Here is a 26,995-nt window from a genome sequence, read left to right on the forward strand (position 1 = left end):
ATCGAAGTGTAGTTCCTGTCAGGTTTTTTCGTATGTCATTGCCAATTCAACCAAACTGTGAGGTAATATAGGAAAAAATGTTCATGTTGGAGGGAAACACGTGTCAAGTCACCGCTTGTTGTTTGTTGAAGATGATCGTTCAATTAGTGAAATGGTCGGACCTTATCTGGAAAAAGAGGGCTACGACGTCACGTATGCATATGACGGCTTAGAAGCAGAACGCCAGTTCAGCCAGTCACAACCGGGGTATGATCTGGTTATTCTGGACCTGATGCTCCCTCTCAAGAGTGGGATGGATGTACTGCAAACCATTCGGGCAGTGAGTTTGGTGCCTGTGCTCATTCTGTCTGCGAAGGATGGGGAGGTGGATAAAGCGCTCGGTCTGGGCTTCGGCGCAGATGATTACTTGAGCAAACCTTTCTCGTTAATCGAACTGACCGCCCGCATTAAAGCTGCCATTCGTCGCGCCAATTATACCGCTCAGCCTGTGGCAGAAGTGGCTAAAAATCAGCGTATTCACATTGGAGGACTTGTTGTCGACATGGAGACGTACGAGGTGGAGCGTGAAGGTACACCCGTCAAGCTAACCTCCAAGGAGTTTGGCATTCTGAAGCTATTGGTCACCCATCCGGGCAAAGTGTTCACCAAGGCCCAGATCTACGCCTCGGTCTGGGATGATCATTACTATGGGGACGAAAATATCATTAACGTCCATATGCGTCGTCTGCGTGAGAAACTGGAGGCTGATCCTTCAGATCCCCAGTATATCAAGACACTCTGGGGCATCGGATATAAGCTGGAGGCGGAGCAGGCATGACACTGATTTTTGCTATCATAACAGGTATTCTAGCCATTATGGTCATTGGATTGTGGATGAGATCGCGGAAACGCAGCCAACACCTGTCCTATATTCATCAGAAAATATCCGCAATTCTGGATCAAGGCACCTTTGAGCGTTTGCTTGTATTCAACAGTGATGAGCAGGTTAGCCAGCTTCTGAAAGACATGAACCAGCTGTTGGACCATGCGCATCGCGCTAAGGCCGGTTATACGAATCAGGAGAAGGAAATGCGCAATATGCTTTCCAACATTTCACATGACTTGAAAACGCCGCTCACAGTTGTGCTGGGTTACAGTGAGACCTTGCTGCACAGTTCATCACTGACCGATCAGGAACGGAAGATTATGACGGAGAAAATCCAGGATAAGGCGCAGGAAGTTTTGCGTTTGATCCATTCCTTTTTTGACTTGGCGAAGCTGGAATCCGGAGACACGGAGCTGGTGCTTAGTCGGGTGAATATAAGCGAATTAAGCCGCGTGAAGATGCTCTCCTTTTATGAAATGTTGACGAATCTCGGGTTGCACGTTCCGTTGGAGATACCTGAGGGGGATATCTTCGTGCAAGCGAATGAAGAAGCTCTGGACCGAGTGTTGGATAATCTGATTACCAATGGGATGAAATATGGAGCAGAGGGTAAGGTGTTGGGGCTATCAATTGAACGATCGACAGATGGACATGTTACGCTGCAGATCTGGGATCAAGGCAAGGGGATTCCGGAAAGTGAGCATAATCGTGTGTTCGAACGGATGTATACGCTGGAGGATTCCCGTAATCGACTCTATCAGGGCAGCGGTCTTGGTCTAACGATCACGAAGCGGTTAGTTGAGCGGATGGGTGGAAGCATTCATTTACATAGTGTGCCACATCAACGGACTGTATTTTCAGTGACCTTCAAGGCTTGGTAGAGCTGTTTTTGGTTTATCGGGTAAGCTTAAGGTTTTTGTAAGATTTGATTAATAAAAAAGCAGACTTTTCTCTTTACAATACAGATATAGGAACCCGGACAGGGGACGTAAAGGAGAACAAGACGATGAATTATATCGCACGAACGATAGATGTGACCAAAGTATATGAAGGGGCAGAGGTTGTATCCAACGTCAATATGAGTATTAAGCAAGGTGAGATCTATGGGTTTCTTGGCCCGAATGGTGCAGGGAAAACAACCATCATGAAGATGCTGACCAATCTCGTCAAACCCACCTCAGGGGAGATTGAATTGTTTGGGGAGAAGCTTACGCCGACCTCCTATGAAGTGCTGAAGCGAATGGGCAGCATTATTGAATATCCTTTTTTCTATGATAGATTGTCTGCTCGCGAGAATCTGGAGCTTCACTGTGAATACATGGGATTCTACAACAAAAAGATCATCGACAACACGATGGAGATGGTAGGGTTGAAGGATACAGGCAAGAAATCGGTCAAGGACTTCTCCCTCGGCATGAAGCAGAGGCTCGGACTGGCTCGTGCACTCATAACCACACCTGAACTGCTCATTCTGGATGAACCGATCAACGGATTGGACCCTGTAGGGATCCGGGAAATGCGAGATTTGTTCAAGCGCCTTAGCAACGAGTATCGCATCACCCTGTTGGTCTCAAGTCACATCCTTGGCGAGATAGAGCAGATTGCCGACACGGTTGGTGTCATTCGCGGTGGTCGCTTGGTCGAAGAAGTATCGATGGAGAGCATTCGGGGAAGTCAAAATGAGTACATTGAGCTGCAGGCGGTAGATATCCGCAAAGCGACCTATGTCATTGAACATCAACTTGGTTTGAGTAATTATAAATTGGTCGATGACCGCACGGTACGCATTTATGATCCGGGAATCATTCCTTCGGAACTAAACACCAAGCTGATCCAGTATGACATTGAGATCGAATCCTTATCCAAACGGGCTCATTCCCTTGAGGAACACTTCATGAAGCTTGTGAAAGGGGATGATGACGTTGCTTAAACTGATCAGGCTTGAGATGCGGAAGCACCGCTTTTCGCGGAATTTTGCAGCTGCAGGTATTGCCAATGTGGGCATTCTTCTTTTTCTGATTATGATAGGATTTGTGGATATTGGAGCAGACGATTATGCCTATGCCGATTATCAGATGGCCTTTATGATTATTGATACGTTTGTGAGGGCAACCTTTATCGTGTTCGCAGGAGCTTTATTATCCAAGCTGGTGATCAGTGAGTATCGAAATAAAACGATGAACGTGATGTTCACCTATCCAATCCAGCGTCATAAAATCATTGCAGCGAAATTGATTATCGTGTTTCTTTTCACCTTTGTGATGATTATGGTTAGCGACCTGTTGATGGGCTCACTGCTGTTGATTGCTAATCAATTCTACGCTTTCATTCCTGGCTCGTTGACATATCAGGATACGTTGGGATTTCTGTTGAAGTATGGTATTAGTTCTTTGTCGGCAGCCAGCATGGCACTCATTCCCTTATTCTTTGGTATGCGTAAGCATTCAGTTACAACTACAATGACCTCTTCTCTTCTGCTGGTGTTGATTGTCTGCTCCGGATTTAACGGGTCGGAGTATTCCATTCATTCACTGATTATTATCCCTCTGACCCTTGGAGCTGTAGGCATATGGATTGCTTCGTTGTCCATGTTTCGTCTGGAGACCAAAGATGTGAACTGAATCATCCTGAAAACCATGCTCCGTATAGCTTCAGATGCCATTGACATCCGCTCGTACAAGGGATAGGATAATGTCAACTGAGACACGAAGGAGAATGCAACGATCATGACGATTCCAAAAACATTAACAATAGCTGGTTCGGACACGAGCGGCGGTGCAGGGATTCAAGCTGATTTGAAAACTTTCCAGGAGCTGGGTGTGTATGGCATGACCGTACTGACTACAGTTGTGGCGATGGAGCCCGATACATGGGATCACCAGGTCTTTCCTGTGGAATTAAATGTGGTTGAAGCCCAGCTTCGCACGGTTCTGGACGGCATCGGTTTTGATGCCATGAAGACAGGCATGCTCGGTTCTGTAGATATTATTGAATTGGTGGCAAAACATATTCGCCGCAGTGGCCTGCCACAGATCGTTATTGATCCCGTGATGGTCTGCAAAGGTACAGATGAAGTGCTGCAACCTGAAAATACGGAAGCGATGATCGAATTCCTGTTGCCAGGTGCGGATCTGGTTACACCTAATCTGTTCGAAGCATCTCAACTGGCGAAAAGTGGACCGATTCGTTCCAAGGAACAGATGGAAGCAGCAGCAGCAACAATTCATGCCCATGGCTCGAAACATGTTCTGATTAAGGACAGAGGTGTAATTAGCCCGGGTAAAGCAATGGATCTACTCTATGATGGAACCAACTACGAATGGTTTGAAGCCGATGTTGTCGGCTCTGGATATACGCATGGTGCGGGCTGCACTACGTCTGCGGCGATTACCGCAGGCTTGGCTCGTGGTCTTTCAGTGAAAGAGGCTGTTCGTGAAGGTAAAGCCTTCGTGACCAAAGCGATTGCCGGCGGATTCCCGTTGAATCGTTTTGTTGGTCCTACACTGCATGTGGCACACCGTCTGGAGCAACAACGCTAAGTGTTACCTGTGAGCGCGCAGTAGCGCTTCAATTCTGGATAACACACGTCGATTTCATCCAAGTAGCTGTCAATGAGCAAGAGCTTGCTCGTTGACGGCTTCTTTTTTGTGCGAATTTTGATAAAAATTAGTAACTTTTGGCTTATATTAATCGTATATATCATGGAGTTCATTCCAAAACATGTCTGGACACATGAACGACACATGGAATAGGTATGTTATCATCAGAAATCTAAAAAGGAGAGTCGGCCATGATCAGAACAGTGCTTCTGGTGGAAGATGAAAGCCGCATTCGTGAGATTGTGGCCGATTATTTCATAAAAGAACAATGGAACGTTATAGAAGCAGAACATGGAGTACAGGCATTGGAACTGTTGGCTCTGCATGAGGTGGATCTGGTCATTTTGGATGTTTTGATGCCGGAAATGGATGGATGGACGTTATGTGAGCATATTCGATCCCAATCCACCGTACCTATTATCATGCTGACTGCACGGTCCGAGGATGACGATAAAATTCATGGATTTCAGCTGGGCGTAGACGATTACGTCACCAAGCCGTTTAGCCCACGTGTGCTGGTTGCACGTGCAGAGACATTAATGAAGCGTGTTGAAGGCGCAGTTGGACGAGAGCAAGGTGTCATTCGCTTCGGACAGGTAACGCTTGATCCATGGGCTCGGCGGCTGGAGAAGGACGGAATTGAAGTGGAACTTGCGCCAAAAGAATATGAGCTGTTGCTTTATTTGGTGCGAAATGCAGGAATTGTGTTGTCCCGAGATGCCATTTTGAATCGGATCTGGGGATTTGATTTTGAAGGAGACTCACGTGTTGTGGATACTCATATCAAGAAGCTGCGCGGCAAATTAGGTGATGAAGCCAAGTGTATCCGGACGGTGATTGGCACCGGATATCGTTTCGAGGCAGAAGCATGAGAAGAAATGGCGTAACGATGAAGCTTTTCCTGGTCATGGCAGGATGTCTGGTTCTTCTATATGGAACAACGGTATTTGCCCAGTTGGTCTGGTTCCCGGACTTCTATCAGCATCAGAAGGTCAGCAGTATGAAGAAAAAGCTGTCCAAATTCGAACAGCAATACTCCAATGGCCATTGGAGTGATCTGCAGCTAGCCAAGGAAACCGGTAAGTTCATGCGTCAGAATCAGTCACATCTGGTGATTCTGACCAATACCGGAAGACTGGTTAATGACCCGTTCCATATTACGTTGTTACAGCAGGATGGGAGTCACGTGAAGGTGTCCTTGTCCTTGTTTATCAATAGTGAGAATGCTGGCTGGATTACATCTCATCTGAAATATGGGCAGGAACTCACGGTGAAAGGCCCGGCCAGCGGGTCCATGGTCTATCCATACAAAATTCAGGATGCCACTTCTGCTGCATGGGGAACAGAAAGCTTTCAGGAATCCATTGAACCGGTAAAGGAATGGTCAGGTGTGTTGACCGAGGTGGTTCTTCCTAATCTGGCAACATGGAGTCAGAGGCAGGGATTGTTGGTGCAGGCACTGGATAGCCGGTTCCCTTTGTCCACAGAAGACCAACTTGCGTTGGCCAACGGCAAAATGCTCAACGAAGAATGGATGGATAGCTGGAGTGGTGTTCGCAATGTGATCACCATTGCTCCAGTGCATCGTTCCGGACCTGAGCAGCAACTGATTTTCTCCCTCACCTCTCTACAGGAAATGAGGGAAGCAAATGAGGCAACACGTTTGTTTTATGCATATTTTGGCATTGGGGCATTTATATTGATTCTGTTGCTGGCGTTGCTCCTGTCCCGAATTGTAACGAAGCCGCTCTTGGCCTTGAACCATGTTGCTAAGAAAATGTCTACGCTGGATTTCACGGTGAAATCACCCATTCGGCGTAATGATGAAATCGGCAGTCTGTCTAACAGCCTTAATGCCTTATCGGGGACATTGGGTCAGACACTCGAAGAGCTGAGGCAGGCCAACACACAGATGCGTACAGATATGGAAATGAAGCAGCAGATTGAACAGCGACAGCGCAAGTTTTTTGCCGATGCATCCCATGAACTCAAGACACCAATCAGCATTATTAAGGGATATTCCGAAGGGCTGAAGGACGGCGTGAGTGAGAGCAAGCGGGAGCGCTACATTGAGATCATTGCCGATGAGGCGATCAAGATGGAAACGATGGTTGAAGAGATGCTGGATCTGGTGCGACTGGAATCCTCAGCGGTTCAATTGAATACGGATGCTGTTGCGCTTGCTGACATGATTGAAGATATCGCCGGCCGTCTGGGTCCACAACTGAAGGACAAAGGGTTGGATGTGGTGCTTGTATCCACAACAGAACAGACGGTTGAAGGTGACCGCAGCAAGCTGGAGCAAGTTATTTTCAATATCATGATGAATGCTATACGTCATGCAATACCACATACCGATATAACTATTGAGATCAGCAGGCGTGAAGGTTTTGTCCATATTTCCATTGAGAACAAGGGCGAGCACATTGCTGAAGCTGAGCGGCAGTATATATGGGAGAGGTTCTATCGGGTCGAGCGCTCACGTAATCGCAAAATGGGGGGAACCGGGCTCGGTCTGGCCATTGCGAAGCAGATTCTCGATCTGCATGGGTGCAATTATGGAGTGGAGAATACACCGGATGGAGTCCGTTTTTATATTATTTTTCCTAAAGCCTAGTACGAAAGGGAGTCAACTCTTATGAAGTCTTTACCATCGATTTTAACCTTGGGGAATCTGAGTTCAGGCATGCTGGCAGTCATTATGGCTATTCATGGTGAATTTGCCCTGGCTGTAATGATGATATGGGTAGCGATGTTTTTTGATCTGTTTGACGGCTACGCAGCCCGCAAATTGCACTGTGAGGGTGAGTTCGGGAAAGCCCTGGACTCGCTTGCGGATGTAGTTTCATTCGGAACAGCCCCTGTGCTGATTCTGTACCTGAACTCCATGAATGAAGTGAGTGTGCTGGGAATGGCACTGACCGCGTTGTTTCCGGTTTGCGGTGCATTGCGCCTGGCCCGTTATAACTGTCAGAAGACAGCAAGCAGCGGTTTTGTCGGGATGCCGATTACATTTGCCGGAGGTCTGATGTCCTTTTTCGCCCTCTGGAGTCCTTATTTCACACATGGTGTAGCCTATCTTGTCATTATTGTATTATCCGGTCTCATGGTGAGCCAAATCCGATTCCCGTCTCTAAAACAAGTGCTAGCCTCACATGAGAAGGATATTGTGGAACCGAAATAAGGAGCGAGTCAGTATGGAATTTGCAAAAGAATTTATTGGGCAATATGGTTATTTCGCAATATACGGACTACTGGCTCTTGGCGTTATCGGGATGCCGATTCCGGATGAGGTGATGATGACGTTTGTCGGTTATCTCGCCTCCATCTCGGTATTGAATTACTCGGTATCCATCGCCGTCAGTTTCGGTGGCGCATTTACCGGAGGGCTGCTCAGCTATACGATTGGTAAGAAGGCCGGCCGACCACTGATTGAAAAATACGGCAAGTGGGTCGGTGTGAATGCCAAACGATTTGGCAGGGTGGAGTCATGGTTTCTCAAATATGGGTATTGGTCCATCATCCTGGGTTATTTCATTCCAGGCATTCGTCATCTGATGTGCTGTTTCTCTGGGATTAGTCGTATGGCGATTGGCAGATATGTAGTGGTATCCAGCATCGGCGCATTTGTATGGTGTGCTGTCTTTATTTCAATTGGTTTTTATGTTGGCGTGTTAACTTAAAATGGGACAGCCTGCTGTCAGAACGGGCATAGATGGAAGACCTCTTGAGTGTAAGGTGGTCTTTTTTTGTTTTCTGTGTAGGATGGGAGGCCTCTTCTAAGTAATTTAATCAACTTCAAGTAACTTACTGCTCTTCGATATCGTTGGGTGCCGCTAGCGACATGTAATATCTCTTGATCAATCAGGCTGTGAAAAACTCTTCGAGCGTGTTGATCTGTGATTCGCAGATGCGTAGTAAGTTCCGATGGGGCAAAAGGAAGGATAATGCGTCTGGCATAACGGACAGTATCGGCACTCGTGGGTTCGTTTCCTTCTCCAAAAGGGAGTGCATCCACACTTCATAAGCCTCATCAAAATCAATGCTCATCGTCCTTCAACTCCTCTAAAAATAAAATAAAATAAAACAAAACCAGCGCGAATAGGGATTCAAGCCGTTCTGTGAAAATACAAAAAGCCGCTCTGACCAATTCCAACCTTCGCGCTGAAGGGGAGGAATGGATCAAAGCGGCGTGTGCTTCACGACCGATATATTACATTTCTAGATCAAGTATAGCTTTAAATACGGAATGATTTCAATACCTTTCAACTAGACCGTATCTCAACTCTTAGTCTGAAAGCCAAAACGAGACTGAGCGTACTTGGATCTGGTAAGTGTTACACTTTGAACGTGTATGAACATGTCTTAATATACGAGCGAACTTAAATTTTTAAGGTTAAGCTTTGGCTTGCGAATTCCCTTACCCATTCAAATATGATTCTTCAATTCCTTTTTCGACTCGCTTTTCACCCTTTTTGCGTGCAAAGGTAATTTTGAGCAGAGGAGGCGTAACCAATGTGGTCACGATAACCATGATCACGACGCTGGTAAAGTACTCCGAATCAAGCAATCCGGAAGCAAGGCCCGTTGACGCGATAATGAGTGCAACCTCTCCTCTAGAGATCATTCCTGATCCAATAGCCAAGGATGACGTACGATCAAATCCGGTAAGACGTGCACCGGCTCCTCCACCAAGAAGTTTGGTTAATATGGCAATTATACTGATGACAACAATAAACCAAATCTGTGAACCCACCCCGTCAAAGGTCACATTTAAGCCGATACTGACAAAGAACACCGGAACAAAAATTCCGTAGGCGATTGGTTCAAGTTTGGTTTCAACTTCATGTTTGAAGTTGGTTTGAGAGATCGCAATACCTGCTGCAAAAGCACCAATAATTCCTGCAACACCCATCCACTCCGCAAAGTAGGAAAATCCGAAACAAATGATCAGTCCCGCAGTAATAACGGTTTCCGTTACCTTCAATGGTGCCATCCACTTCATGATGCGTGGAACAAGGAACCAGCTGGCAGCGATAATAATAACAAAGAATAATAACTTCTTACCGATGAGTAGAGAGATCGAAGTATCTCCACCGCCCGTACCGAGCAAGCTCATCATAACAGCGAGAATGACAACGACCAAGACATCATCGACGACAGCTGCACCAAGGATTGTTGTCCCCTCACGAGAGCTGAGTTGATCCATGTCTTTTAGTGTCTGAACCGAAATGCTGACAGACGTTGCACAGAATAACAGTCCAAAGAACAATGCGTGCGTTTGCGACATTCCGAAAGCAATGGCAGAACCATAACCTCCAATGAAGGGTAAAATGATACCACCTACAGCAACAGCAAACGCTGCTTTCCAGTTTTTCTTCAATTGTTCCAGATCAGTTTCAAGTCCGGCAATAAACATCAGAAGAAGTACCCCGATCTCGGCCATATAATGGACGAAATCACTCTGTTGAACCCAACCAAGCAGCGCAGGTCCGAGGATGACACCGACGATCAGTTTCCCTAAAACAGAAGGTTGACCGAGTCTAACGGACAAATCACCCGCAAGTTTGGTGAAGATCAAAATAAGTGCAAGAACCAAAACAAATTCCATAAGTGTGCTCCTCTCCAGCAGTTGCGTTTTATAGGATTACCAGCCCAAGGGCTATCCATTCTCAGCTTCAAAAAACAAAAAGACACAGAAAGGCATTAGGAAAAGTGCCGTTCTGTGCCTGAAAAAGACAAAGAGGGGCCCTTGGTGACAGGCTCCTCCAGTTTCAACGCGTATGTGATTAATTGTATTAATTATACCACAAATAAAGACATGGGTAAATGGGAGCTGCGGTGGATTTGATTGAAAACAGCCGCAAAGGGGCATTTTATAGGGGAGTGCAACGGTTTTTGTTCAGAGTGTTGTCACTTAACAGCCCGGAATTGCCGAGATATAATGATATAGAACATAGAAGTTAGGATATGAGGAGGATTTTGCATTGGGCAAAAATAACAAAGGGGAGCCGAACATTCCATCCCCGACGAGCAATAAAAATTTCGCAGGCATCATTATTACGATTTCCATTCTCGCTAATGTCATTATTTTATTATTGTTCTTCGCACCGTCCATTGGATACAAAGGTGATGTGACCTTTGATATTACGGTGTTGCCACGGTTTAATGCCGTGTTTAACAGCTTTACCTTCATCTTCCTGCTCGCAGCGCTAATTGCTATTATCAAGCGGAATGTGAAGTTGCACAAACGATTTATACTTGCTGCATTCTCAACAACACTGTTATTCCTCGTGACCTATCTGACGTTTCATTACCTCTCACCAGAGACGTCCAAATACGGCGGCGAGGGCATCATTCGTTCCATTTATTTCTTCATTCTGATCACCCATAGTATATTGGCAGCCCTGATCGTTCCTTTGGCGTTGTTCACACTTGTATGGGGTTGGACGAATCAATTGAAGAAACACCGCAAAATTGCACGTTGGACGATGCCAATCTGGCTGTATGTCAGTTCCACAGGTGTCGTCGTATACCTGATGATGGCACCGTATTATTAAAGTAATTAAGCATATCTTGCTCAACTTGAGGGTAATGTTTCCATGGAAGGAGGGTTCACGGTTATGTACAGAGTTGTTTTGATTCGTCATGGACAGAGCATGTGGAATGTAGAGAATCGTTTTACGGGTTGGACGGATGTCGATCTCACAACAGATGGTTACGGAGAAGCTCGTAAAGCTGGGAAGATCATGAAGGAGCAAGGGTTTGATTTTGATTATGCCTATGCCTCCGTCTTGAAACGTTCCATCCGTACACTGGATATTGCGCTCGATGAGATGGACCTCATGTGGATTCCCATTACGAAGACCTGGAAGCTGAATGAACGTCATTATGGTGCGCTGCAAGGACTGAATAAACAGCAGACTGCGCTGAAGTATGGGGAGGACCAAGTGAAGGAATGGAGACGCTCCGTTAACGTATCTCCCCCTGCATTGGATGAGACCGATGAACGATATGTACAGGATCTGGACAAGTACAAGCGGCTCGGGTGCACCATCCCCTTTACAGAGAACCTGATGGATACATCCAAGCGTGTGCTGGAGTACTGGAATGCGGAGATTAAACCGATGGTATCTGAGGGCAAAAGAGTGCTGATCTCTGCGCACGGTAACACGCTTCGTTCACTCGTCATGCATCTGGACCAATTGTCCGAGGCAGACGTGGTGGCGCTCAATATCCCGACAGGCATTCCGCTTGTCTATGAATTGGATGAAAACCTGCATCCCCTCGGACACTTTTATCTGACCGCGGATGGTTCAACCTACAAACATGAAGAAATGACCCATATGGCAACACCGTCCGATTAAGCGGACGTCAAATGTGGCGTGAAAGATGACCTCTGAACGATAACGATTCGGAGGTCATCTTTTTTTGTGTGATCAAGCCTGTACTTCGTTTCGTTTTGCTCCCAAAGGGTAATTGTCAAACAAGACACGATGTACATTTATCCTGAAGGAGGAGAAGCACATGTCTAAAAGAAGAGGAATACTCATGACGGCGATCGGCGCAGGTGTGACTTATCTGATGAGGAACAAACAAGCAAGAGATAAGCTGTTCAGCACGGTCTCGGGTATGATGAAAAGCTCCAATTCGTCCAATGGAACAAGTAAATCCAGACCACGCGTGGAAGTGAAATAGATGTTGGTCGTTCGTTTTTCGTTTGAATGAACATGATGATCATGAAAAACCTGGAGATGAAGTCCTTCCAGGTTTTTTTGTGCAATCTGAGAGCAACCCCTGGCTTTCATCTATAATGCGATTTTTGCCAGCAAGAATGATACAATGGATACTTGCAGAACGTATGGAGGGAGATGCACGTATGAAGAAAAATCGTCTGGGTACTTCCGAACTGATGGTGTCGGAGATTGGGCTGGGATGTATGTCACTTGGAACCGAAATGGAACCCGCAATGGGCCTGATTCACGAGGCCTTGGATCATGGGGTCAACCTGTTGGATACAGCCGATCTTTACGACGCAGGACGTAATGAAGAGATTGTAGGACAAGCTATTAAGGGGCGCCGGGACCAAGTCGTTGTGGCGACCAAAGTAGGAAATCGTCGTCTGCCCGGCAAAGAGGGCTGGTCTTGGGACCCATCCAAAGCCTACATTAAACAGGCTGTACATGAAAGCTTGAAGCGGTTGCAGACCGATTACATTGATCTGTATCAGCTGCATGGCGGCACGTTGGACGATCCTATTGAAGAGACAATCGAAGCATTTGAGGAACTGAAGAAGGAAGGACTTATCCGATATTACGGAATTTCCTCCATTCGTCCTAATGTGATTCGGGAGTATGTAAAGAGGGCATCCATCGTCAGTGTGATGAACCAGTATAGTGTTGCTGACCGCAGAGCGGAAGAAGAGGTGCTGCCTTTATTGGAACAAAAGGGGATCAGTGTAATTGCCCGTGGGCCCGTAGCTAGTGGTGTGCTCGCCGATTCCGGATCTGCCAAGGCAGAGAAAGGTTATCTGGACTATACGCCAGAGCAACTATATACCATTCGGCAAGGGTTAAGTCGTCTTGTTACGGACCAACGCAGCATGGCTCAGACGGCTATTCGGTATGCGTTATCCCATCCTGCGGTTGCAGCCGTTGTCCCTGGTGCTAGCTCGAGAGACCAGTTGCTGCACAATATTGCCGCTTCGAATTCGCCTGCACTTACCACCGCAGAAATTCAGCAAATACGTGAGCTTAGTCCCGCTAATCTATACAAGCAGCATCGCTAACGCCATTAAGCCTATTTTCAATTGTAACTATACAAGGTACAATGAAGATCAGCCATTAAAAGCAACATATAAGGGAGAGAAGACCTATGGAAAGAATTCAAAGTGAACAGCAATATTTGGATACAATCAACTCTGATGGTTTTACCGTCATTAAATTTGATACAACCTGGTGTCCAGACTGCAAAAACCTGGATCGTTTTATCGGGGATGTTATCGACCAACATACGGACAAAACCTTCTATGCCCTGGATGCAGAAAAGTTCCAGCCGTTTGCTGAAGAAAATGGTGTACGCGGTATTCCAAGCCTGCTTGTCTTCCAAAACGGCAAGAAAATCGCACATCTGCATAGCAAATGGGCTAAAACACCTGCTCAAATCTCCGAGTATCTGGAGACGCTTGAATCCAAAGTTTAAGCGTATGAAGGCAAAAGCTGCTTGTTAATTAACTTAACTACGGAGACCTCTTCTTGTCCGACGACAGGAAGGGGTTTTTCTGCTTCATTCCAGTACGCAAAATGTGTATTCGAATAAGTGAAGTTGAGGACTATCGCTTGTTTAGAATTTGTTAAGTGCTCCCATGTATACTGTGAGAACAAACTGAATATTTGGAGTGAACAAGATCCGTATGAAAAATGAAATTTTTGAGGAAATGCACCAATTAAGCCACAATGATGACCGAAGATACCGATTGTTGATGATCGGAGTCAAGCAATTGCTGCAGGAACAAAAGGAGAATAGATATAATCTGTGTGAAAGATTAAAATATCGAAAGAAACACCGGAGCATTCAAGTGAAAGAGTGGTCCTAAGCCAGACTGTTTTTGGAGAAGTGAACATGAGTCTGAATGTCCATGATACATAGTGAACCTAGTCGGCATCACCAATGGTCCCACCCAACCAAAAAGGAAGTCACGAAGAGCAAGACTTCATCTAAGTACAGCTATTCGTGTTTCTAAGCAGCCCAAAAATCATAGATCAACGGAATCGTGAATGAACAGAAGCATAACATAGAACATAAATATGGCGGCCTCGTTCCAAATGGAATGTGAGGCCGCCATTGATTTTGCCTGTCTTAATTCATTGCAATGTAAGGTTACATTAAAATAATAAAGAACACGGCTGCCAAGACGAAGCGATACACGGCAAAGACGGTCAGGCTCAATTTTTTCAAAATGGACAGGAACGTCTTGATCGCAAGCATGGCGACGATGAAAGCAGCGATGAATCCTATCGCAAAGATCGGGAAATCACTGCCGTTCAGGTGATCAATACTTTTGTACAGGTCATATCCCGTAGCACCAATCATAATTGGCACAGACACGAGGAATGTGAACTCCGCAGCGGCTACGCGGCTTATCCCTGCAAAGAGACCGCCTGAGATCGTTGATCCGGAACGGGAGAAGCCTGGCCACAATGCCAAGATCTGAAATATACCCACTGCGAATGCCTGTTTGTAGGAAATATCATCGACATCATGGGTAGTAATTCGTTCACTCTTACGGCTCCAGCGTTCGGCCACGATCATCAATATACCACCTATAACGAGGCTGTACAGCACTGTCTCCGGACCAAACAAATGTGCCTTGATCCAGTCGCGGAATACAAGTCCGATGACTACGGCAGGAACCATCGCCAGAAAGATATGTCCCAGATTGAGGCGGCGGGAGTAAGGTCTGCTGCCTCCAGTGAAGCGGAACATATCAATGAACTTGTTCCAATACAGTACAACAACAGCAAGTACAGCTCCGAGTTGAACAACCACCTCAAACGTTTTGACTGACTCGTTGTCCTCCGATAAACCCAGCAAGTGGGCAGTCAGAATCATGTGTCCAGTGGAGGACACGGGCAAAAACTCAGTCAAACCTTCGATGATGCCCATAATAATGGATGATATAATGTCCAATTCTCTTCCTCCTTGATATGCAGGTGACAGCACAGGCTGTCCTGCTTGACCATGCCTGTTCATTTGAACAAGGCTATCACCTATTATGATCACAAATGCACTCAACTTCAACTTATGCTTATAATCATTTGTTTAAAACTATATTGACAAAAACCTAGTTATCCCATAGGATATACATTAACTGACTGACTCATCAATCGGGAGGGTTACAGAAATGACCAAAATCAACGGTTTGGAACCCGGTGAAGAACGGCGGGACCAAATAATACGCATAGCAATGGAGCGTTTTGCAACCCAAGGTTACCATCAGACGAAAATTTCCGATATCGTCCGTGAGGCTGGTGTGGCGCAAGGAACGTTTTACTGGCATTTCAAAAGCAAAGAAGCCATTGCTTCGGAAATTATATTAACGGGCAAGGAGGAATTGCTTGAGGCGATTGGACAAGGGTACCGCAAGGATGCCGGATCGGTAGAAGATATGGTGAAAGCATCGGAGAGGCTATTCACTGACCTGTTCATATTCGCCGCACAGAATCGATATTTTATGGAACTGTTGCTTAAAGGCATCGTGACCGAAGAATCCGTACAACGGCTGGTCGAGGAGACACGAAATGCCGTCGAGACTGCGTTCCGTCACAATATGGAACGTGCCATCGAACTCGGCATGTTGCCTCGGGGCATGGATGTACCGCTGCGTGCAGCGCTGTTGGTAAGCATGATCGAAGGCATGATATCGCGCTGGTTGTTCGGTTCGGATGAGTTGCACAGCAAGTTCTCCGCCATGACAGCTTCTTCGTTGGCTGCTGAGGCAGCAAGCTTTGAATTTTACGGACTATTGGGTACATAAGCATGTGCAAAGTCCGCAGCTTTATTTTTCAACGAGAGACCAGAGATTCACATGATTACACAACTAGCAGGGAATAATGGATACAACTGCTGTTTGATCACAATAACGTAACCAAATGTACACCCAGATCAATACACGAATGAGAGGAAGTTAACGTAATGAACAAAACATATGGATCGAAAACGCGTAAAGGCTGGTCTTTGACAGCGATTCTGCTGATGACTGTGCTGGTACTTAGTGCTTGTGGAAGTAAGGCAACAGACAATGGGGGCACGAATGGTGCACAGGCAAGCAATGAACTGGAGCAGATCAAGTCTGCTGGCGTGATTAAAGTGGGCATGATGGGCACATACGCACCATACAACTTCCTGAACGATAAGAAAGAAATGGACGGCTATGATGCCGATATCGCACGTGAGGTTGCGAAGCGTCTTGGGGTTAAGGTTGAATTTGTATCCCAGGAGTTCTCTGGACTGACACCAAGTCTGCAAGCGAAGAAGCTGGATGCCATTATCAGCCAGATGACCATTACCGATGATCGTAAGAAAGTTCTCGATTTCAGTGATCCGTATATTACGAACCAAGTGAAAATCATTGTAAAAGAAGACAATAACGATATCACCAAGCTGGAAGATTTCAAAGGAAAAACAATTGGCGTAGGTCTGGGTACAAATGATGAGACGTATCTGCGTAATGAAGTGTTGCCTAAAGTGGGAGACTTCACGATTAAAACCTATGACGATGTCATCTCTTCACTGAAAGACCTGAATGCTGGACGGATTGACGCCACAATCAACAACATGTACGCACTGAAACCGATTGTTGATGCCAATGGATTAAAGATCAAAGCTGTAGGCGAAGCAATCAAGAGTGACCAAGCAGGTATCGCTGTTCGCAAAGACAATCCGGAACTCGTTGCAGCATTGAATGACGCGCTCAAAGGCATGAAAGATGATGGCACATACAACACCATCTTCAAAAAATGGTTTGGTGAAGAGCCTGCGCAATAATGAACTGGCAAGGCGAAGGGAAGATTTAACCCATGGAACTGGTATTTGAGAATATCCCCTTCTTTCTGAAGGGGGCTTACTATACGTTATACGTAACGGTGATCTCGATGTTTTTTGCCTTTATCATCGGATTACTTGTTGCTATTGCTCGTCTAAAGGGACCGATGTGGCTCAGGCTGATCGCAAGGTTCTATGTATCCATCATGCGGGGAACTCCGCTGCTGGTGCAATTATTCGTCATTTATTACGGATTGGTCGATTATGGAGTGACCCTGGGGTCCCTTACAGCTGCCTGTTTGGGACTAAGTCTGAATGCAGGTGCGTTTCTGTCGGAGACGTTCCGTGGAGCGATTCAGGCTGTACCGAAAGGACAGATGGAAGCTGCATACGCAACCGGAATGACCCCGGCTCAAGCAATGAGACGCATTATCTTCCCGCAAGCTGTGCGCATTGCCATCCCGCCGATGGGGAATACATTTATTGGCATGTTGAAGGAAACATCACTTGTGGCTGCGATTGGTGTTACTGAGTTGCTGCGCTCGGCACAACTGCTGGTATCACAATATGCGGTGAATATGCCGTTTTATCTGGCGATCGGTGTGATCTACTGGATTATGAGTATCGGCTTCTCGGCCATTCTGGAACAAGTGGAGCGCCGGTTAGCCCGCGCTTACTGATGGGAGGAGAGAACCGATGATTACAACAACCGGACTTACCAAACGTTTTGGACAAAATGAAGTGCTCACGAACATCGATCTTCATGTCGATGCCAAAGACATTGTTGTATTGCTCGGTCCGAGTGGTTCAGGCAAAAGTACCTTGCTGCGCTGCCTGAATGGACTGGAAGAACTGTCTGGAGGACAGATTGAAGTGAACGGTGTTGTGGTCAACAGTGCTGATTCGCTGCGTGTACAGCGTGCCCGGGTATTGGAGATTCGCCGCCAGACCGGCATGGTATTCCAGCAGTTCAATCTGTATCCGCACAAGACGGTGCTGGGCAATGTCATGGAAGGTCTTGTGACGGTGAAAAAAATCAAGCGTGACGAAGCGGCCGAACGCGGCCGGATTCTTCTGGATCGCGTGGGTCTGTCGGACAAGCAGGATGCATATCCATCCCGATTGTCCGGTGGACAACAGCAGCGGGTCGCCATTGCACGTGCACTTGCGATGGAGCCTGAAGTGATGCTGTTTGATGAGCCAACTTCTGCCCTTGATCCCGAACTTGTCGGAGAGGTTCTTTCCGTCATGAAGGAGCTGGCAGAGGAAGGCATGACGATGCTGGTCGTGACGCATGAATTGAAGTTTGCCCGTAATGTGGCGAACAAAATCGTCTTTATGGCGGATGGATCGATCGTGGAAGAAGCAAGTCCACAAGCATTCTTTGAACATCCGACGCAAGAACGCACCCGTCGTTTCTTGCAGCAAATTACTGAATTTTGATGAAGATAACAGCGATCGGAAGGTTATTCTGTCATCGGAGTGGAAAGTGCAAACCTTTTTTTGCTTGAACTTAACCTATTTTAAGAAAGAAGGATAACATCATGAATGTAACAACCGTATGGAAAGGCAAACGCGCATTTACTTCCGAAGGACCGTCTGGCTACGCGGTTGGCATGGATGCCACTGCTGCTTATGGTGGTGACAGCAAGGGTGCAACCCCGATGGAATTGTTACTGGCGGGTCTCGGCGGCTGTATGGGAATCGATATTACGATGATTCTGGACGCATTCCTGGACAAAATTGAGTCGATTGAGATTGAAGCGCAGGGGACACGCAGCGAAGAGATGCCGAAAGGCTTCACATCCATTGATCTGATCTTCAAAGTCGATGGGGATATCCCAGATTACCGTATCTGGAAAGCCATCCAGATGGCTGAGGAAAAATATTGTGCAGTTTCCGCTTCACTGAACGCCGACATTCATCCGAAGCTGATCCTGAACGGCGTAAGCACACCTCGTCCTTAACAGCACGCGCATAAACTTTATACTGAGCAGGCACTTCCCAATTGTGGAAGTGCCTTTTTTGGCCTTTTTAACCTATCAACGAAATAATTTGGTAAGCTCGACCGACCGCATAAGAAGCCGCTATAACATGAGAGACTATACTGGCTTTTTGCCCGACAACAGATATATCCATTGTGATGACAATCCGAATTCTGGCGGTTATGTGGTATGATTAATTTAGAGGACAGAACATCCTGATCCTGCTCTTTATATGTAAGCGCTTATACAGATGACGGAAGGTGCAGACATGTTTAAACGGTTGATACGAACCACCAATAATCTCAAATTAAAGCATAAATTGCTCATTTCCTATGTACTGGTTGTCATGATTCCGGTATTGATTGTTGGTCTTGCTGTGACCAGTTATTTTCGCCAGCAAGCCCTAGACAATGCGATAGGACAGACAATCATCAATGTGGACAAGATCAAGAGCCAGACGGCGACGATGCTGCGTGTACCAACGGATATATCCAATCTTTTAATGTTTAATGCGGATCTCAAGGAGATCGTGAATAAACGGTATAAGAGCGTTGTGGAGCTAACCTCGGCTTATCTTGCGTACAAAGACTTTCAGGAGTACAGGCGTTTGTACCGCGAGATAGCGGGTATTCGTTTTTACTCCACGAACCCAACATTGATCAACAACCTTGAATTCATCCCGGTAGACAAGAAGACGGAAGAGAGCTACTGGTACCAACAGGCATTGAAAACAACCAGCATCGGGTGGTTCTACATTCCGGACAAGGAAGATAATCCTGTACACAAGCTCAGCTTGGTACGCAAAGTACCTTTTGCCGAATATCGGACCGAGGGCGTATTGATGATTGTCATCAATCAGGATGAACTGAATGGATTGCTCCGTCAGGAACAGTTTGAGACGATGATTACGGACGAGCAGGGGTATGTGGTTGCAGCCAAGAATACCGAACTGGTAGGGAAAACGCTGGACGAGCTTGATTTTGGCGTTGATTTGCAGAATCAGGCAAAGGGAACCATTGAAGCTGATTTTCGGGGGGAGCCCTCCAACATTGTTATTGATGAGTTGGGCCCTGGATCGAGTATGAACAGCCTGAAGGTTATTTCGGTTTTTGCCACCAAAAATATCGTCAAAGACGCCAACACTGTCAGCATGATTGGCATGATTTTCATTATACTTGTGCTCGTTATCGCCCTATTATTCGTATATATCATCTCGTTCCTCACTTCCAACCGATTGCTCCGGCTGAGTAAACACCTCAACAAGCTGGCATTAGGTGATCTGAACGTGACTTCGCGAATTGATGGAAACGATGAGATTGGACAATTGTCACGACAGTTCAACTATATGGTGAAAAGTATCAATGAACTCATGACGCAGGTGGTAGAAGCGACAGAACAGAACAATCAATTGGAAATCGCCCAAAAAGAGATTAAACTGAAAATGATGGCGAGCCAGATCAATCCACATTTCTTGTTTAATGCACTGGAGTCCATTCGGATGAAAGCGCATATTAAGGGAGAAGCGGAGATTGCCAACATCGTCAGACTGCTGGGCAAGCTGATGCGCAAGAGTCTGGAGATTGGCAGTGGAAAAACAACCTTCCGGGCTGAACTTGAAATGGTACGTTCCTATTTGGAAATTCAGAAATTCCGTTACGGCGACCGTCTTGCATTCCAGATCGATATTGATCCCGAGGTGGAGAAGATGTACATTCCGCCTCTCATTATTCAACCTTTGGTTGAGAATGCGATTGTCCATGGTCTGGAGAACAAAGAGGGCACAGTCCGTGTTCATATAAGTATTCGTTTAGTAGAGAACATTGTGCAGATCCGTGTGGATGACAATGGTGCAGGCATAACGCCAGAACGACTGGCTGAGGTGATGCAGTTTATCTGTGGACCGGAGGAACAGGAGAAGAGTCGCATTGGCATGCGTAATGTACATCAACGCTTAACATTGACGTACGGGGAGCCATATGGATTGCAGATGAAGAGTGTATATGGGGAAGGAACAGAGGTTTCTTTCACCTTGCCAGCAGGAGGGGACCAACATGTATAAAGTGTTTTTGGTGGATGACGAACCGAGCATACGTGAGGGACTGACAACCATTATCGATTGGGAAAAATATGGATTCCAGGTCATCGCGACAGCTGCAAGCGGGCGTGAGGCTATCTCCCGGTTTGAGGAATTGGAGCCTGATCTGACGATTATTGATATTCGCATGCCCGGTATGACTGGGCTGGATGTGATTGAAGAAGTGCGCCGGAATCATCCGGATTCGCACTTTTTGATATTGAGCGGTTATGCCGATTTTGATTATGCCAAGAAAGCCATCAGTTTTGGTGTGGATGGTTATCTGCTTAAACCGGTGGATGAAGATGAGATCATCAGTGAACTGGAGCGAATTGCTACGATCCTGACCCGTGAACGGGAGACAATGGCACGTCAAGCTGGTGAAGATACTGTCTATCTGGAGCACCAGATTGAGGCGTTGCTCTTTGACAGTTTGGAAGGTGCGGGCAGCATGGAAGAAGATAGCCTGGGGCTGCACTGGCCTCATTATCAGATTATTCTGCTTGAGATGCATGCGGCCCCCGATCTGCAACGAGGAAGTGTTATGAAACGCAAACTGATTGAAGCGTTTGACCAGAAAGACCGGGGTATCGTATTCTCGTTCCATTCCGGTCTGGGGTTGTTAAGCAAGGAAACAATTACATCCGAGTCATCTGCAAGAATTCTTTATGATGAGCTGGAAGGACTTCTGGGAGAATGGGAGGTCCACATGTATGGTGCTGCGGGTGAACCCGTACATTTCACTTCTGAAATTGCGCGTTCATTCACGCAGGCGAATCGTACACTCGGTGAACGCTTCTTGTTCACAGAGAAGCGCATCATGCTGTGGACTGAAGGTAGCGAAGGCAAAGGCGGCGTTGCTAAGCCAGGAGCTGAAGCTGTGGATGGAACACATGAGCCCGTTGAGGACGAGCTCGCGGACAAGCTGTATTATGCGTTAGACATCCGTAGCAGTGAGTCCGTTATGCGGGTACTGGGTGAGATGGAAGAGCGCTTGGTCCCGTATCACCGAACAGAGCAAGCGATCAAAACGGCCTTCTCCCAAGTGTTCTCCCTAGCGTTCAACAAGCTTGCAGCTACGAATCAACATATGCACTCCATTATGCAGGAACATTCGGTTCTGATTAATGAAGTCTATCATCAATTTACGATGTCGGATCTCAAGGTCATGGCATTGGAACATTTTAATCGCCTTATTCAACGTATGGGTGGGGGGAGCAAGGATACTGTATTGAAACAGATGATTGAATTTATCCAACGTAACCCTGGCGAAAATCTCAAGCTGGAGGTACTTGCTGAAGTGTTTAACTATAACAGCAGTTACTTGGGGAAGTTGTTCAAGAATCATACTGGAGAGTATTTCAATGCATTCCTGGACAAGGTTCGTATGGAAAAGGCCAAGGAATTGCTGGATGAAGGACTGAAGGTCCATCAGGTCGCGGCGAGAGTCGGGTATGCGAATGTGGACTACTTCCACAGTAAATTCAAGAAATATGTTGGGGAATCTCCTTCTGCTTACAAACAGGCGAGAACCCAATCTTCGTCCAAAGCATCAATGGCTGACCTAAACGAGGAATGAGTACGAAGTAATGGGCCTTGCCCCTGCTTATAAAATAAAACGTTTTCGACATCACTGACATGTTCCAGCTTCATCATATTGTCCATGCACTTCCCATGATAAGCAATGGTCACGGAGGGCACTACATCATAGACTGAGTTTACAAGAACTCAGGTGAAGGGATGGTTATACGATATGAATTTGTCTGATATAGCTAAGGCACGTCATACATTGAACTTCAATGGAACATGGCAGTTTCGATTGGATCTGGAGCCCGATGAGCGGGTTGCACATAAGATATTACCGCCTTCACAGTGTGAAAATACATCATGGGAGACCATTCAGATTCCCGGTTCATGGGAAGAGCAAGGATACGGAGAAGAGCCTGAATATGAAAGGCTCGATACTTGGACCAAAATACGTGAGTATGAAGGCTCGGCCTGGTATGCTCAGGATGTACATGTTCCATCAGATGACCCTGGCTGCCAGTATGTATTTCGACTGGAAGGGGTTCGCTGGACAACGGATCTCTGGATGAATGGGCATTATGCCGGGCAGCAAGATAGTCTGGTGAATCAACAAAAGTGGAATGTCACCTCTCTGGTGAAGCAGGGAGAAGTGAATCGGGTGGAGATGCGCGTGGATAATACGATGAAACTTCCGCTGGCCGGAAGCCATATACATTCATTGCATACAGCTACAGCCTGGGGTGGAATCACCGGTGGGGTTTATCTGGACTGTCTGCCTCCATGTCGACTAGAGACGTTACGCATTCAACCCGATGCTGAACATGGAACCATTCTGGTGGGCTGCACTGTAAGCGCTCCCGCCAATAGATCGGATAGAGCGGTTCAATTACATGTGGATATCCAGCATCCAGATGGCACGTGGCTTGATCGATATAGTTCTCATGTGAAGCTGGAAGCTCGACCGCCAACTGATTCAAGCTCAGTAGGTTCAACTGAGTGCCATGCTGTAATTGATCATTGGCGATTGGAACTTGGGACGGAGAAATCTGTCGCCAGATGGTCGGATGAATCTCCCAAAATGTATAAAGCCGTGGTCCGTCTGTTTGATGGTGAACGGGAACTGGATCAGGTAGAGCAAACATTTGGTGTACGTTCTCTGGTTGCAGATGGTAAGCAGCTCAAATTGAATGGAACGCCGGTCTATTTACGCGGCTATGTGGATTGCTGCATCTTTCCACTCACAGGTTATCCCGTCTGGGACAAGGCACATTACATTCGCCAGTTTCGAGTCGCCAGATCGTATGGCTTCAATCATGTCCGGCTGCATGGGTGGAGCGCGCCGGAGCCTTTCTGGGATGCGGCTGATGAAGAGGGCATGCTGGTGCAGGCAGAGCTGCCCCATTGGTCTCGATTCTTTGAAAAGTCAGATCAGTCAGCGCCGGCTGAAGTGTTGACCTATCTGACAAAGGAACTGGATGGGTTGCTCCTGTCATTGCACAGACATCCTTCATTTGTCATGTTCTCCATGGGGAATGAACTTATCGGTGCGAATGGCCATCCGGAACTTAATGCATGGGTCTCCAGGGCAAAAGAGATGGACCCAACCCGTTTATATACGGACAATACAGGTTTTGGACAGCTTCCAGCGCAAGGGCGGGAAGGGGATTATTATATTCAGTCGTTGAACTGGCATCCCCCGCTGGAGTCTGCGTATTCTGCTGTACCGGATACAACACTGGACTATCATGCCGTTACCAGACTTGCAGAGCATCCCGTAATTGGACATGAACATGCACAGTACACCATGTATGTGCGGCCTCAGGAAAGAGCCAAATATACGGGCGTTCTGCGTCCCTCCTGGTTGTTACCCATTGAGGAATCGCTTACTCGCAAAGGAATGATGGCAGATCTGGAGCATTTTCAACAAGCCAGCGGTACACATCTGGTACGATCCTTAAAAGAAGCCATGGAGCGGATCAGACGAACACCGGATGCTGCGGGCGTGCAATTGCTGGATATCCGTGATTTTCCGGGTCAGGGACATGCTACGACGGGTATTCTGGATGTATTCTGGGACGACAAAGGCATTACAACACCTGAAGAATTCATGCAATTCAACTCCGATGTGGTCGTGTTGCTAAGCTGCAAGGAGCGTACATTTTACGCTGGAGAATCCATTGATGTGGATGTTCGCATATCTCACTATGGTAAAGTTCCGCTTGAAAATGTATCCATACATTGGAAGTTGATTAGCGATGAAGTGGTACATACCGAAGGGGAATGGAGAACCGGAGATATTCAATGTGGGTCCGTCATTTCAATGGGAAGCATTGTTGCTACAGCGCCTCATGAGGGGGCGGCAGCGTTTTGGATTGAAGCAGAGCTGCGGTCAGGTGATTCGGACATTCATGCAACCAATGTATGGCATGGCTGGTCGTTTCCTTTGTATCAGTCCCATCCGGGTTCGAATCGGATCTGGAATACAGTTGTAGAGTTGCAGCCATTCCTACTTGAAGCGCATCATGATTGCGTAGATCACATCGATGGATTCCAGTTGTTGAAGAATCGGGAGATGGACTTGGTTATTGTTCAGTCGTTAACACCCAATGTCGTTGACTATGTGGTTAACGGGGGGAGTGTGTGGCTACAGCCAATTGCAGAAGGGCTATATGATTCAGTGGAGACCAAATATCTGCCTGTATTCTGGAATTACCTTATGTTCGCTACACAGCCTGGTGCAACGATGGGCATGTATTTGAGAGATCAGGTACCACTGCTGGGCTCTTTCCCTCATGATGGAGCTTCCGACTGGCATTGGTATCATCTTGTAAATAATACACCAGCGATATGTTTGGATACTTTGCCAGGAGTGGAGCCGCTGATCGAGGTGGTGGACCACTTCCATCGGGCCAAACGACTTGCTTATGCATTTGAGGCAACTATAGGGAAGGGCAAGATTCTGGTGTCCTCACTTCCTTTTACTAACCTGTCGTTAATGAAGCGTCCGGAAGCCTCCTGTTTATTTCAGGAAATACTTGCGTATCTGCATGGAGATCACTTTCAACCGGAAAGCTCCATATCGGTTGCACAATTGCTCGGGATCGCCAAACTGCAGACCATTCAATTTACATTGTAGACACGGGGACCTTCAAGGGTCCTTTTTGTGTGCCTTTATGTTGAAGTAAACGATTACTATAAAACGTTTTCGAATATTACATATAAAACTTAATTTTACCTTTATATTGCTTTTAATGCATTTGAAAGTAGAATTTATCACTGATTTTAACGAATTAATGTCTGATTATATATGTCTATATCTAATTTTTATATGATTTTCTCTAAAATCCAGATGGTATTTTGAAAACGCTCTATCGAGTATGATTATTTTATAAAACAGAGGAGGGGGAACGGAGATGGAAACGCTAACAAAAAAATCCGCTTCCGCGAACAGAAGCAGTGACCCCAAACCGCCTTTAAAGAATCGGCGGAACGGAATTTGGGACAGAATGAAACAGCAGAAATATCTCTATCTCATGTCATTGCCATTCGTAGCTTGGGTTTTCGTATTTAACTATCTGCCACTATGGGGATGGACGATGGCTTTCCAAAATTATAAACCTGCCAGATCGTTTGGTGATCAAGAGTGGGTTGGTTTTAAACACTTTGTAGAGCTGTTCAGTGATGAACGTTTCTATCTGGTACTTCGGAATACGCTTGCAATGAGCTTGATGGGACTAGTTGTCGGTTTTATCGTACCGATATTCTTCGCCATTCTCCTGAATGAAATGAGAGGTATGTTCTTCAAACGTGCTGTGCAAACGGTATCCTATCTGCCTCACTTTGTATCATGGGTCGTTGTAGCCGGGATCATTACCAAAATGCTCTCCACCGATGGAGGAATTATCAATGACATTTTGGTAGGCCTGAACATTATCGATCAGCCGATCCAATTCATGGCTAAGGGGAACTTGTTCTGGTACATTGTAACCGCTTCAGATATGTGGAAAGAAACCGGTTGGAATGCCATCATCTATCTTGCAGCCATTACCGGTATTGACCAAGAGTTGTATGAAGCTTCCCGTGTAGATGGAGCCAACCGCTGGAGACAAATGTGGCACATCACGCTGCCTGGCATACGGACCACGATTTCCGTACTTTTCATCATGTCGATTGGACATCTTATCAGTATCGGTTTCGAGAAGCAGTTCTTGCTCGGCAACAGTCTGGTCACAGACTACTCGGAAGTCCTTGATCTATACGCGCTCAATTATGGTTTGAATATGGGACGATTCTCATATGGTACAGCCATAGGTATATTCAACTCCGTTGTCAGTATCATCCTTCTGTTTACTGCGAACGGCTTGTTCAAAAAATTCACCAAAGAAAGCATCATGTAGGGAGG

26 protein-coding genes are annotated in these 26,995 nt (G+C 46.4%); 23 read left to right on the forward strand and 3 right to left on the reverse strand.

The window, feature by feature from the left end; translation table 11 throughout:
• Positions 1 to 100: 100 nt before the first annotated feature.
• The 9 genes from MKY73_RS02930 to MKY73_RS02970 all read left to right on the forward strand — a co-directional run bounded on the left by MKY73_RS02930 (position 101) and on the right by MKY73_RS02970 (position 8,147).
• Complete coding sequence (locus MKY73_RS02930; RefSeq protein ID WP_339305582.1) at positions 101 to 817, forward strand: response regulator transcription factor; 717 nt, start codon at positions 101 to 103, stop codon at positions 815 to 817.
• A complete protein-coding gene (locus tag MKY73_RS02935; RefSeq protein WP_339305583.1) occupies positions 814 to 1,746 on the forward strand; it encodes a sensor histidine kinase in 933 nt (310 codons plus the stop codon). The genes MKY73_RS02930 and MKY73_RS02935 overlap by 4 nt, the downstream gene beginning before the upstream one ends.
• Positions 1,747 to 1,871: 125 nt before the next feature.
• Entirely contained in the window at positions 1,872 to 2,795 is a 924-nt protein-coding gene (locus MKY73_RS02940; protein ID WP_339305585.1) for an ABC transporter ATP-binding protein, read from the forward strand.
• Positions 2,788 to 3,486, forward strand: coding sequence for an ABC transporter permease (locus MKY73_RS02945; RefSeq protein WP_339305586.1), 699 nt, complete (start codon positions 2,788 to 2,790; stop codon positions 3,484 to 3,486). The genes MKY73_RS02940 and MKY73_RS02945 overlap by 8 nt, the downstream gene beginning before the upstream one ends.
• A gap of 105 nt (positions 3,487 to 3,591) precedes the next feature.
• Positions 3,592 to 4,404 (forward strand): bifunctional hydroxymethylpyrimidine kinase/phosphomethylpyrimidine kinase, encoded by an 813-nt coding sequence (gene thiD / locus MKY73_RS02950; RefSeq protein ID WP_278298228.1) that lies wholly within the window; start codon positions 3,592 to 3,594, stop codon positions 4,402 to 4,404.
• Between the two features lie 251 nt (positions 4,405 to 4,655).
• The gene (locus tag MKY73_RS02955) at positions 4,656 to 5,336 is read left to right on the forward strand and encodes a response regulator transcription factor (protein ID WP_339305588.1); all 681 of its coding nucleotides are present in this window, start codon (positions 4,656 to 4,658) and stop codon (positions 5,334 to 5,336) included.
• Positions 5,333 to 7,081, forward strand: coding sequence for a HAMP domain-containing sensor histidine kinase (locus tag MKY73_RS02960; RefSeq protein ID WP_339237846.1), 1,749 nt, complete (start codon positions 5,333 to 5,335; stop codon positions 7,079 to 7,081). Before MKY73_RS02955 ends, MKY73_RS02960 begins: the two co-directional genes overlap by 4 nt.
• 21 nt (positions 7,082 to 7,102) lie before the next feature.
• Entirely contained in the window at positions 7,103 to 7,648 is a 546-nt protein-coding gene (gene pssA / locus MKY73_RS02965) for a CDP-diacylglycerol--serine O-phosphatidyltransferase (protein WP_253441014.1), read from the forward strand.
• Positions 7,649 to 7,661: 13 nt separating this feature from the next.
• On the forward strand, positions 7,662 to 8,147 hold the full coding sequence (locus tag MKY73_RS02970; RefSeq protein ID WP_339237841.1) for a DedA family protein: 486 nt from the start codon (positions 7,662 to 7,664) through the stop codon (positions 8,145 to 8,147).
• A gap of 181 nt (positions 8,148 to 8,328) precedes the next feature.
• Here MKY73_RS02970 and MKY73_RS02975 read toward each other — a convergent pair whose 3' ends face one another.
• Together MKY73_RS02975 and MKY73_RS02980 are read right to left on the reverse strand one after the other, a co-directional pair.
• Complete coding sequence (locus tag MKY73_RS02975) at positions 8,329 to 8,514, reverse strand: hypothetical protein (RefSeq protein ID WP_339305589.1); 186 nt, start codon at positions 8,512 to 8,514, stop codon at positions 8,329 to 8,331.
• Positions 8,515 to 8,884: 370 nt separating this feature from the next.
• Positions 8,885 to 10,075: a cation:proton antiporter gene (locus MKY73_RS02980; protein ID WP_339305591.1), complete on the reverse strand. Its 1,191-nt coding sequence runs from the start codon at positions 10,073 to 10,075 to the stop codon at positions 8,885 to 8,887.
• A gap of 376 nt (positions 10,076 to 10,451) precedes the next feature.
• On the opposite strand from MKY73_RS02980, the gene MKY73_RS02985 reads away from it, so the two are divergent.
• The 5 genes from MKY73_RS02985 to MKY73_RS03005 all read left to right on the forward strand — a co-directional run bounded on the left by MKY73_RS02985 (position 10,452) and on the right by MKY73_RS03005 (position 13,665).
• Positions 10,452 to 11,024 (forward strand): DUF420 domain-containing protein, encoded by a 573-nt coding sequence (locus MKY73_RS02985; protein WP_017692198.1) that lies wholly within the window; start codon positions 10,452 to 10,454, stop codon positions 11,022 to 11,024.
• A 63-nt stretch (positions 11,025 to 11,087) separates the two neighbouring features.
• On the forward strand, positions 11,088 to 11,831 hold the full coding sequence (gpmA, locus tag MKY73_RS02990; RefSeq protein WP_339305592.1) for a 2,3-diphosphoglycerate-dependent phosphoglycerate mutase: 744 nt from the start codon (positions 11,088 to 11,090) through the stop codon (positions 11,829 to 11,831).
• Between the two features lie 160 nt (positions 11,832 to 11,991).
• Positions 11,992 to 12,162, forward strand: coding sequence for a hypothetical protein (locus MKY73_RS02995; RefSeq protein WP_339305593.1), 171 nt, complete (start codon positions 11,992 to 11,994; stop codon positions 12,160 to 12,162).
• Between the two features lie 181 nt (positions 12,163 to 12,343).
• On the forward strand, positions 12,344 to 13,252 hold the full coding sequence (locus MKY73_RS03000) for an aldo/keto reductase (RefSeq protein WP_339305594.1): 909 nt from the start codon (positions 12,344 to 12,346) through the stop codon (positions 13,250 to 13,252).
• Between the two features lie 86 nt (positions 13,253 to 13,338).
• The gene (locus MKY73_RS03005) at positions 13,339 to 13,665 is read left to right on the forward strand and encodes a thioredoxin family protein (protein WP_017692202.1); all 327 of its coding nucleotides are present in this window, start codon (positions 13,339 to 13,341) and stop codon (positions 13,663 to 13,665) included.
• A 678-nt stretch (positions 13,666 to 14,343) separates the two neighbouring features.
• Here MKY73_RS03005 and bacA read toward each other — a convergent pair.
• A complete protein-coding gene (gene bacA / locus MKY73_RS03010) occupies positions 14,344 to 15,153 on the reverse strand; it encodes an undecaprenyl-diphosphate phosphatase (RefSeq protein WP_339305595.1) in 810 nt (269 codons plus the stop codon).
• Positions 15,154 to 15,367: 214 nt separating this feature from the next.
• Here bacA and MKY73_RS03015 point away from each other — a divergent pair, with 214 nt between their 5' ends.
• From MKY73_RS03015 to MKY73_RS03055, 9 genes are all read left to right on the forward strand, one after another.
• Positions 15,368 to 16,000, forward strand: coding sequence for a TetR/AcrR family transcriptional regulator (locus MKY73_RS03015; RefSeq protein ID WP_339305597.1), 633 nt, complete (start codon positions 15,368 to 15,370; stop codon positions 15,998 to 16,000).
• Between the two features lie 158 nt (positions 16,001 to 16,158).
• Positions 16,159 to 17,010 carry a transporter substrate-binding domain-containing protein gene (locus MKY73_RS03020; RefSeq protein WP_339257464.1) on the forward strand — a complete coding sequence of 284 codons (852 nt, stop codon included), beginning with the start codon at positions 16,159 to 16,161 and terminating at the stop codon, positions 17,008 to 17,010.
• 32 nt (positions 17,011 to 17,042) lie between these two features.
• The gene (locus MKY73_RS03025; RefSeq protein WP_253441002.1) at positions 17,043 to 17,687 is read left to right on the forward strand and encodes an amino acid ABC transporter permease; all 645 of its coding nucleotides are present in this window, start codon (positions 17,043 to 17,045) and stop codon (positions 17,685 to 17,687) included.
• 16 nt (positions 17,688 to 17,703) lie between these two features.
• Complete coding sequence (locus tag MKY73_RS03030; protein ID WP_339257462.1) at positions 17,704 to 18,450, forward strand: amino acid ABC transporter ATP-binding protein; 747 nt, start codon at positions 17,704 to 17,706, stop codon at positions 18,448 to 18,450.
• A 101-nt stretch (positions 18,451 to 18,551) separates the two neighbouring features.
• On the forward strand, positions 18,552 to 18,974 hold the full coding sequence (locus tag MKY73_RS03035; protein ID WP_017692209.1) for an OsmC family protein: 423 nt from the start codon (positions 18,552 to 18,554) through the stop codon (positions 18,972 to 18,974).
• 286 nt (positions 18,975 to 19,260) lie between these two features.
• On the forward strand, positions 19,261 to 21,051 hold the full coding sequence (locus MKY73_RS03040) for a histidine kinase (protein ID WP_339305598.1): 1,791 nt from the start codon (positions 19,261 to 19,263) through the stop codon (positions 21,049 to 21,051).
• Positions 21,044 to 22,645 carry a response regulator transcription factor gene (locus MKY73_RS03045; RefSeq protein WP_339305600.1) on the forward strand — a complete coding sequence of 534 codons (1,602 nt, stop codon included), beginning with the start codon at positions 21,044 to 21,046 and terminating at the stop codon, positions 22,643 to 22,645. Before MKY73_RS03040 ends, MKY73_RS03045 begins: the two co-directional genes overlap by 8 nt.
• Before the next feature lie 174 nt (positions 22,646 to 22,819).
• Positions 22,820 to 25,729, forward strand: a complete 2,910-nt coding sequence (locus MKY73_RS03050; RefSeq protein WP_339305602.1) for a sugar-binding domain-containing protein — start codon at positions 22,820 to 22,822, stop codon at positions 25,727 to 25,729.
• Between the two features lie 277 nt (positions 25,730 to 26,006).
• Positions 26,007 to 26,990, forward strand: coding sequence for a sugar ABC transporter permease (locus MKY73_RS03055; RefSeq protein WP_339257451.1), 984 nt, complete (start codon positions 26,007 to 26,009; stop codon positions 26,988 to 26,990).
• Positions 26,991 to 26,995: the final 5 nt, after the last annotated feature.

The sequence above is a fragment of the Paenibacillus sp. FSL R5-0519 genome, assembly GCF_037974275.1.
Classification (GTDB): Bacteria; Bacillota; Bacilli; order Paenibacillales; family Paenibacillaceae; genus Paenibacillus.

Coding starts and splice junctions, on each gene's coding strand:
- MKY73_RS02955 (WP_339305588.1), top strand. CDS start 4,656: ATGATCAGAACAGTGCTTCTGGTGGAAGATGAAAGCCGCATTCGTGAG.
- thiD (WP_278298228.1), top strand. CDS start 3,592: ATGACGATTCCAAAAACATTAACAATAGCTGGTTCGGACACGAGCGGC.
- MKY73_RS03025 (WP_253441002.1), top strand. CDS start 17,043: ATGGAACTGGTATTTGAGAATATCCCCTTCTTTCTGAAGGGGGCTTAC.
- MKY73_RS03000 (WP_339305594.1), top strand. CDS start 12,344: ATGAAGAAAAATCGTCTGGGTACTTCCGAACTGATGGTGTCGGAGATT.
- MKY73_RS03020 (WP_339257464.1), top strand. CDS start 16,159: ATGAACAAAACATATGGATCGAAAACGCGTAAAGGCTGGTCTTTGACA.
- MKY73_RS02975 (WP_339305589.1), bottom strand. CDS start 8,514: ATGAGCATTGATTTTGATGAGGCTTATGAAGTGTGGATGCACTCCCTT.
- MKY73_RS03055 (WP_339257451.1), top strand. CDS start 26,007: ATGGAAACGCTAACAAAAAAATCCGCTTCCGCGAACAGAAGCAGTGAC.
- pssA (WP_253441014.1), top strand. CDS start 7,103: ATGAAGTCTTTACCATCGATTTTAACCTTGGGGAATCTGAGTTCAGGC.
- MKY73_RS03030 (WP_339257462.1), top strand. CDS start 17,704: ATGATTACAACAACCGGACTTACCAAACGTTTTGGACAAAATGAAGTG.
- MKY73_RS02980 (WP_339305591.1), bottom strand. CDS start 10,075: ATGGAATTTGTTTTGGTTCTTGCACTTATTTTGATCTTCACCAAACTT.
- MKY73_RS03035 (WP_017692209.1), top strand. CDS start 18,552: ATGAATGTAACAACCGTATGGAAAGGCAAACGCGCATTTACTTCCGAA.
- MKY73_RS03045 (WP_339305600.1), top strand. CDS start 21,044: ATGTATAAAGTGTTTTTGGTGGATGACGAACCGAGCATACGTGAGGGA.
- MKY73_RS02940 (WP_339305585.1), top strand. CDS start 1,872: ATGAATTATATCGCACGAACGATAGATGTGACCAAAGTATATGAAGGG.
- MKY73_RS02960 (WP_339237846.1), top strand. CDS start 5,333: ATGAGAAGAAATGGCGTAACGATGAAGCTTTTCCTGGTCATGGCAGGA.
- MKY73_RS03005 (WP_017692202.1), top strand. CDS start 13,339: ATGGAAAGAATTCAAAGTGAACAGCAATATTTGGATACAATCAACTCT.
- MKY73_RS03040 (WP_339305598.1), top strand. CDS start 19,261: ATGTTTAAACGGTTGATACGAACCACCAATAATCTCAAATTAAAGCAT.
- MKY73_RS02935 (WP_339305583.1), top strand. CDS start 814: ATGACACTGATTTTTGCTATCATAACAGGTATTCTAGCCATTATGGTC.
- MKY73_RS02970 (WP_339237841.1), top strand. CDS start 7,662: ATGGAATTTGCAAAAGAATTTATTGGGCAATATGGTTATTTCGCAATA.
- gpmA (WP_339305592.1), top strand. CDS start 11,088: ATGTACAGAGTTGTTTTGATTCGTCATGGACAGAGCATGTGGAATGTA.
- MKY73_RS03015 (WP_339305597.1), top strand. CDS start 15,368: ATGACCAAAATCAACGGTTTGGAACCCGGTGAAGAACGGCGGGACCAA.
- MKY73_RS03050 (WP_339305602.1), top strand. CDS start 22,820: ATGAATTTGTCTGATATAGCTAAGGCACGTCATACATTGAACTTCAAT.
- MKY73_RS02995 (WP_339305593.1), top strand. CDS start 11,992: ATGTCTAAAAGAAGAGGAATACTCATGACGGCGATCGGCGCAGGTGTG.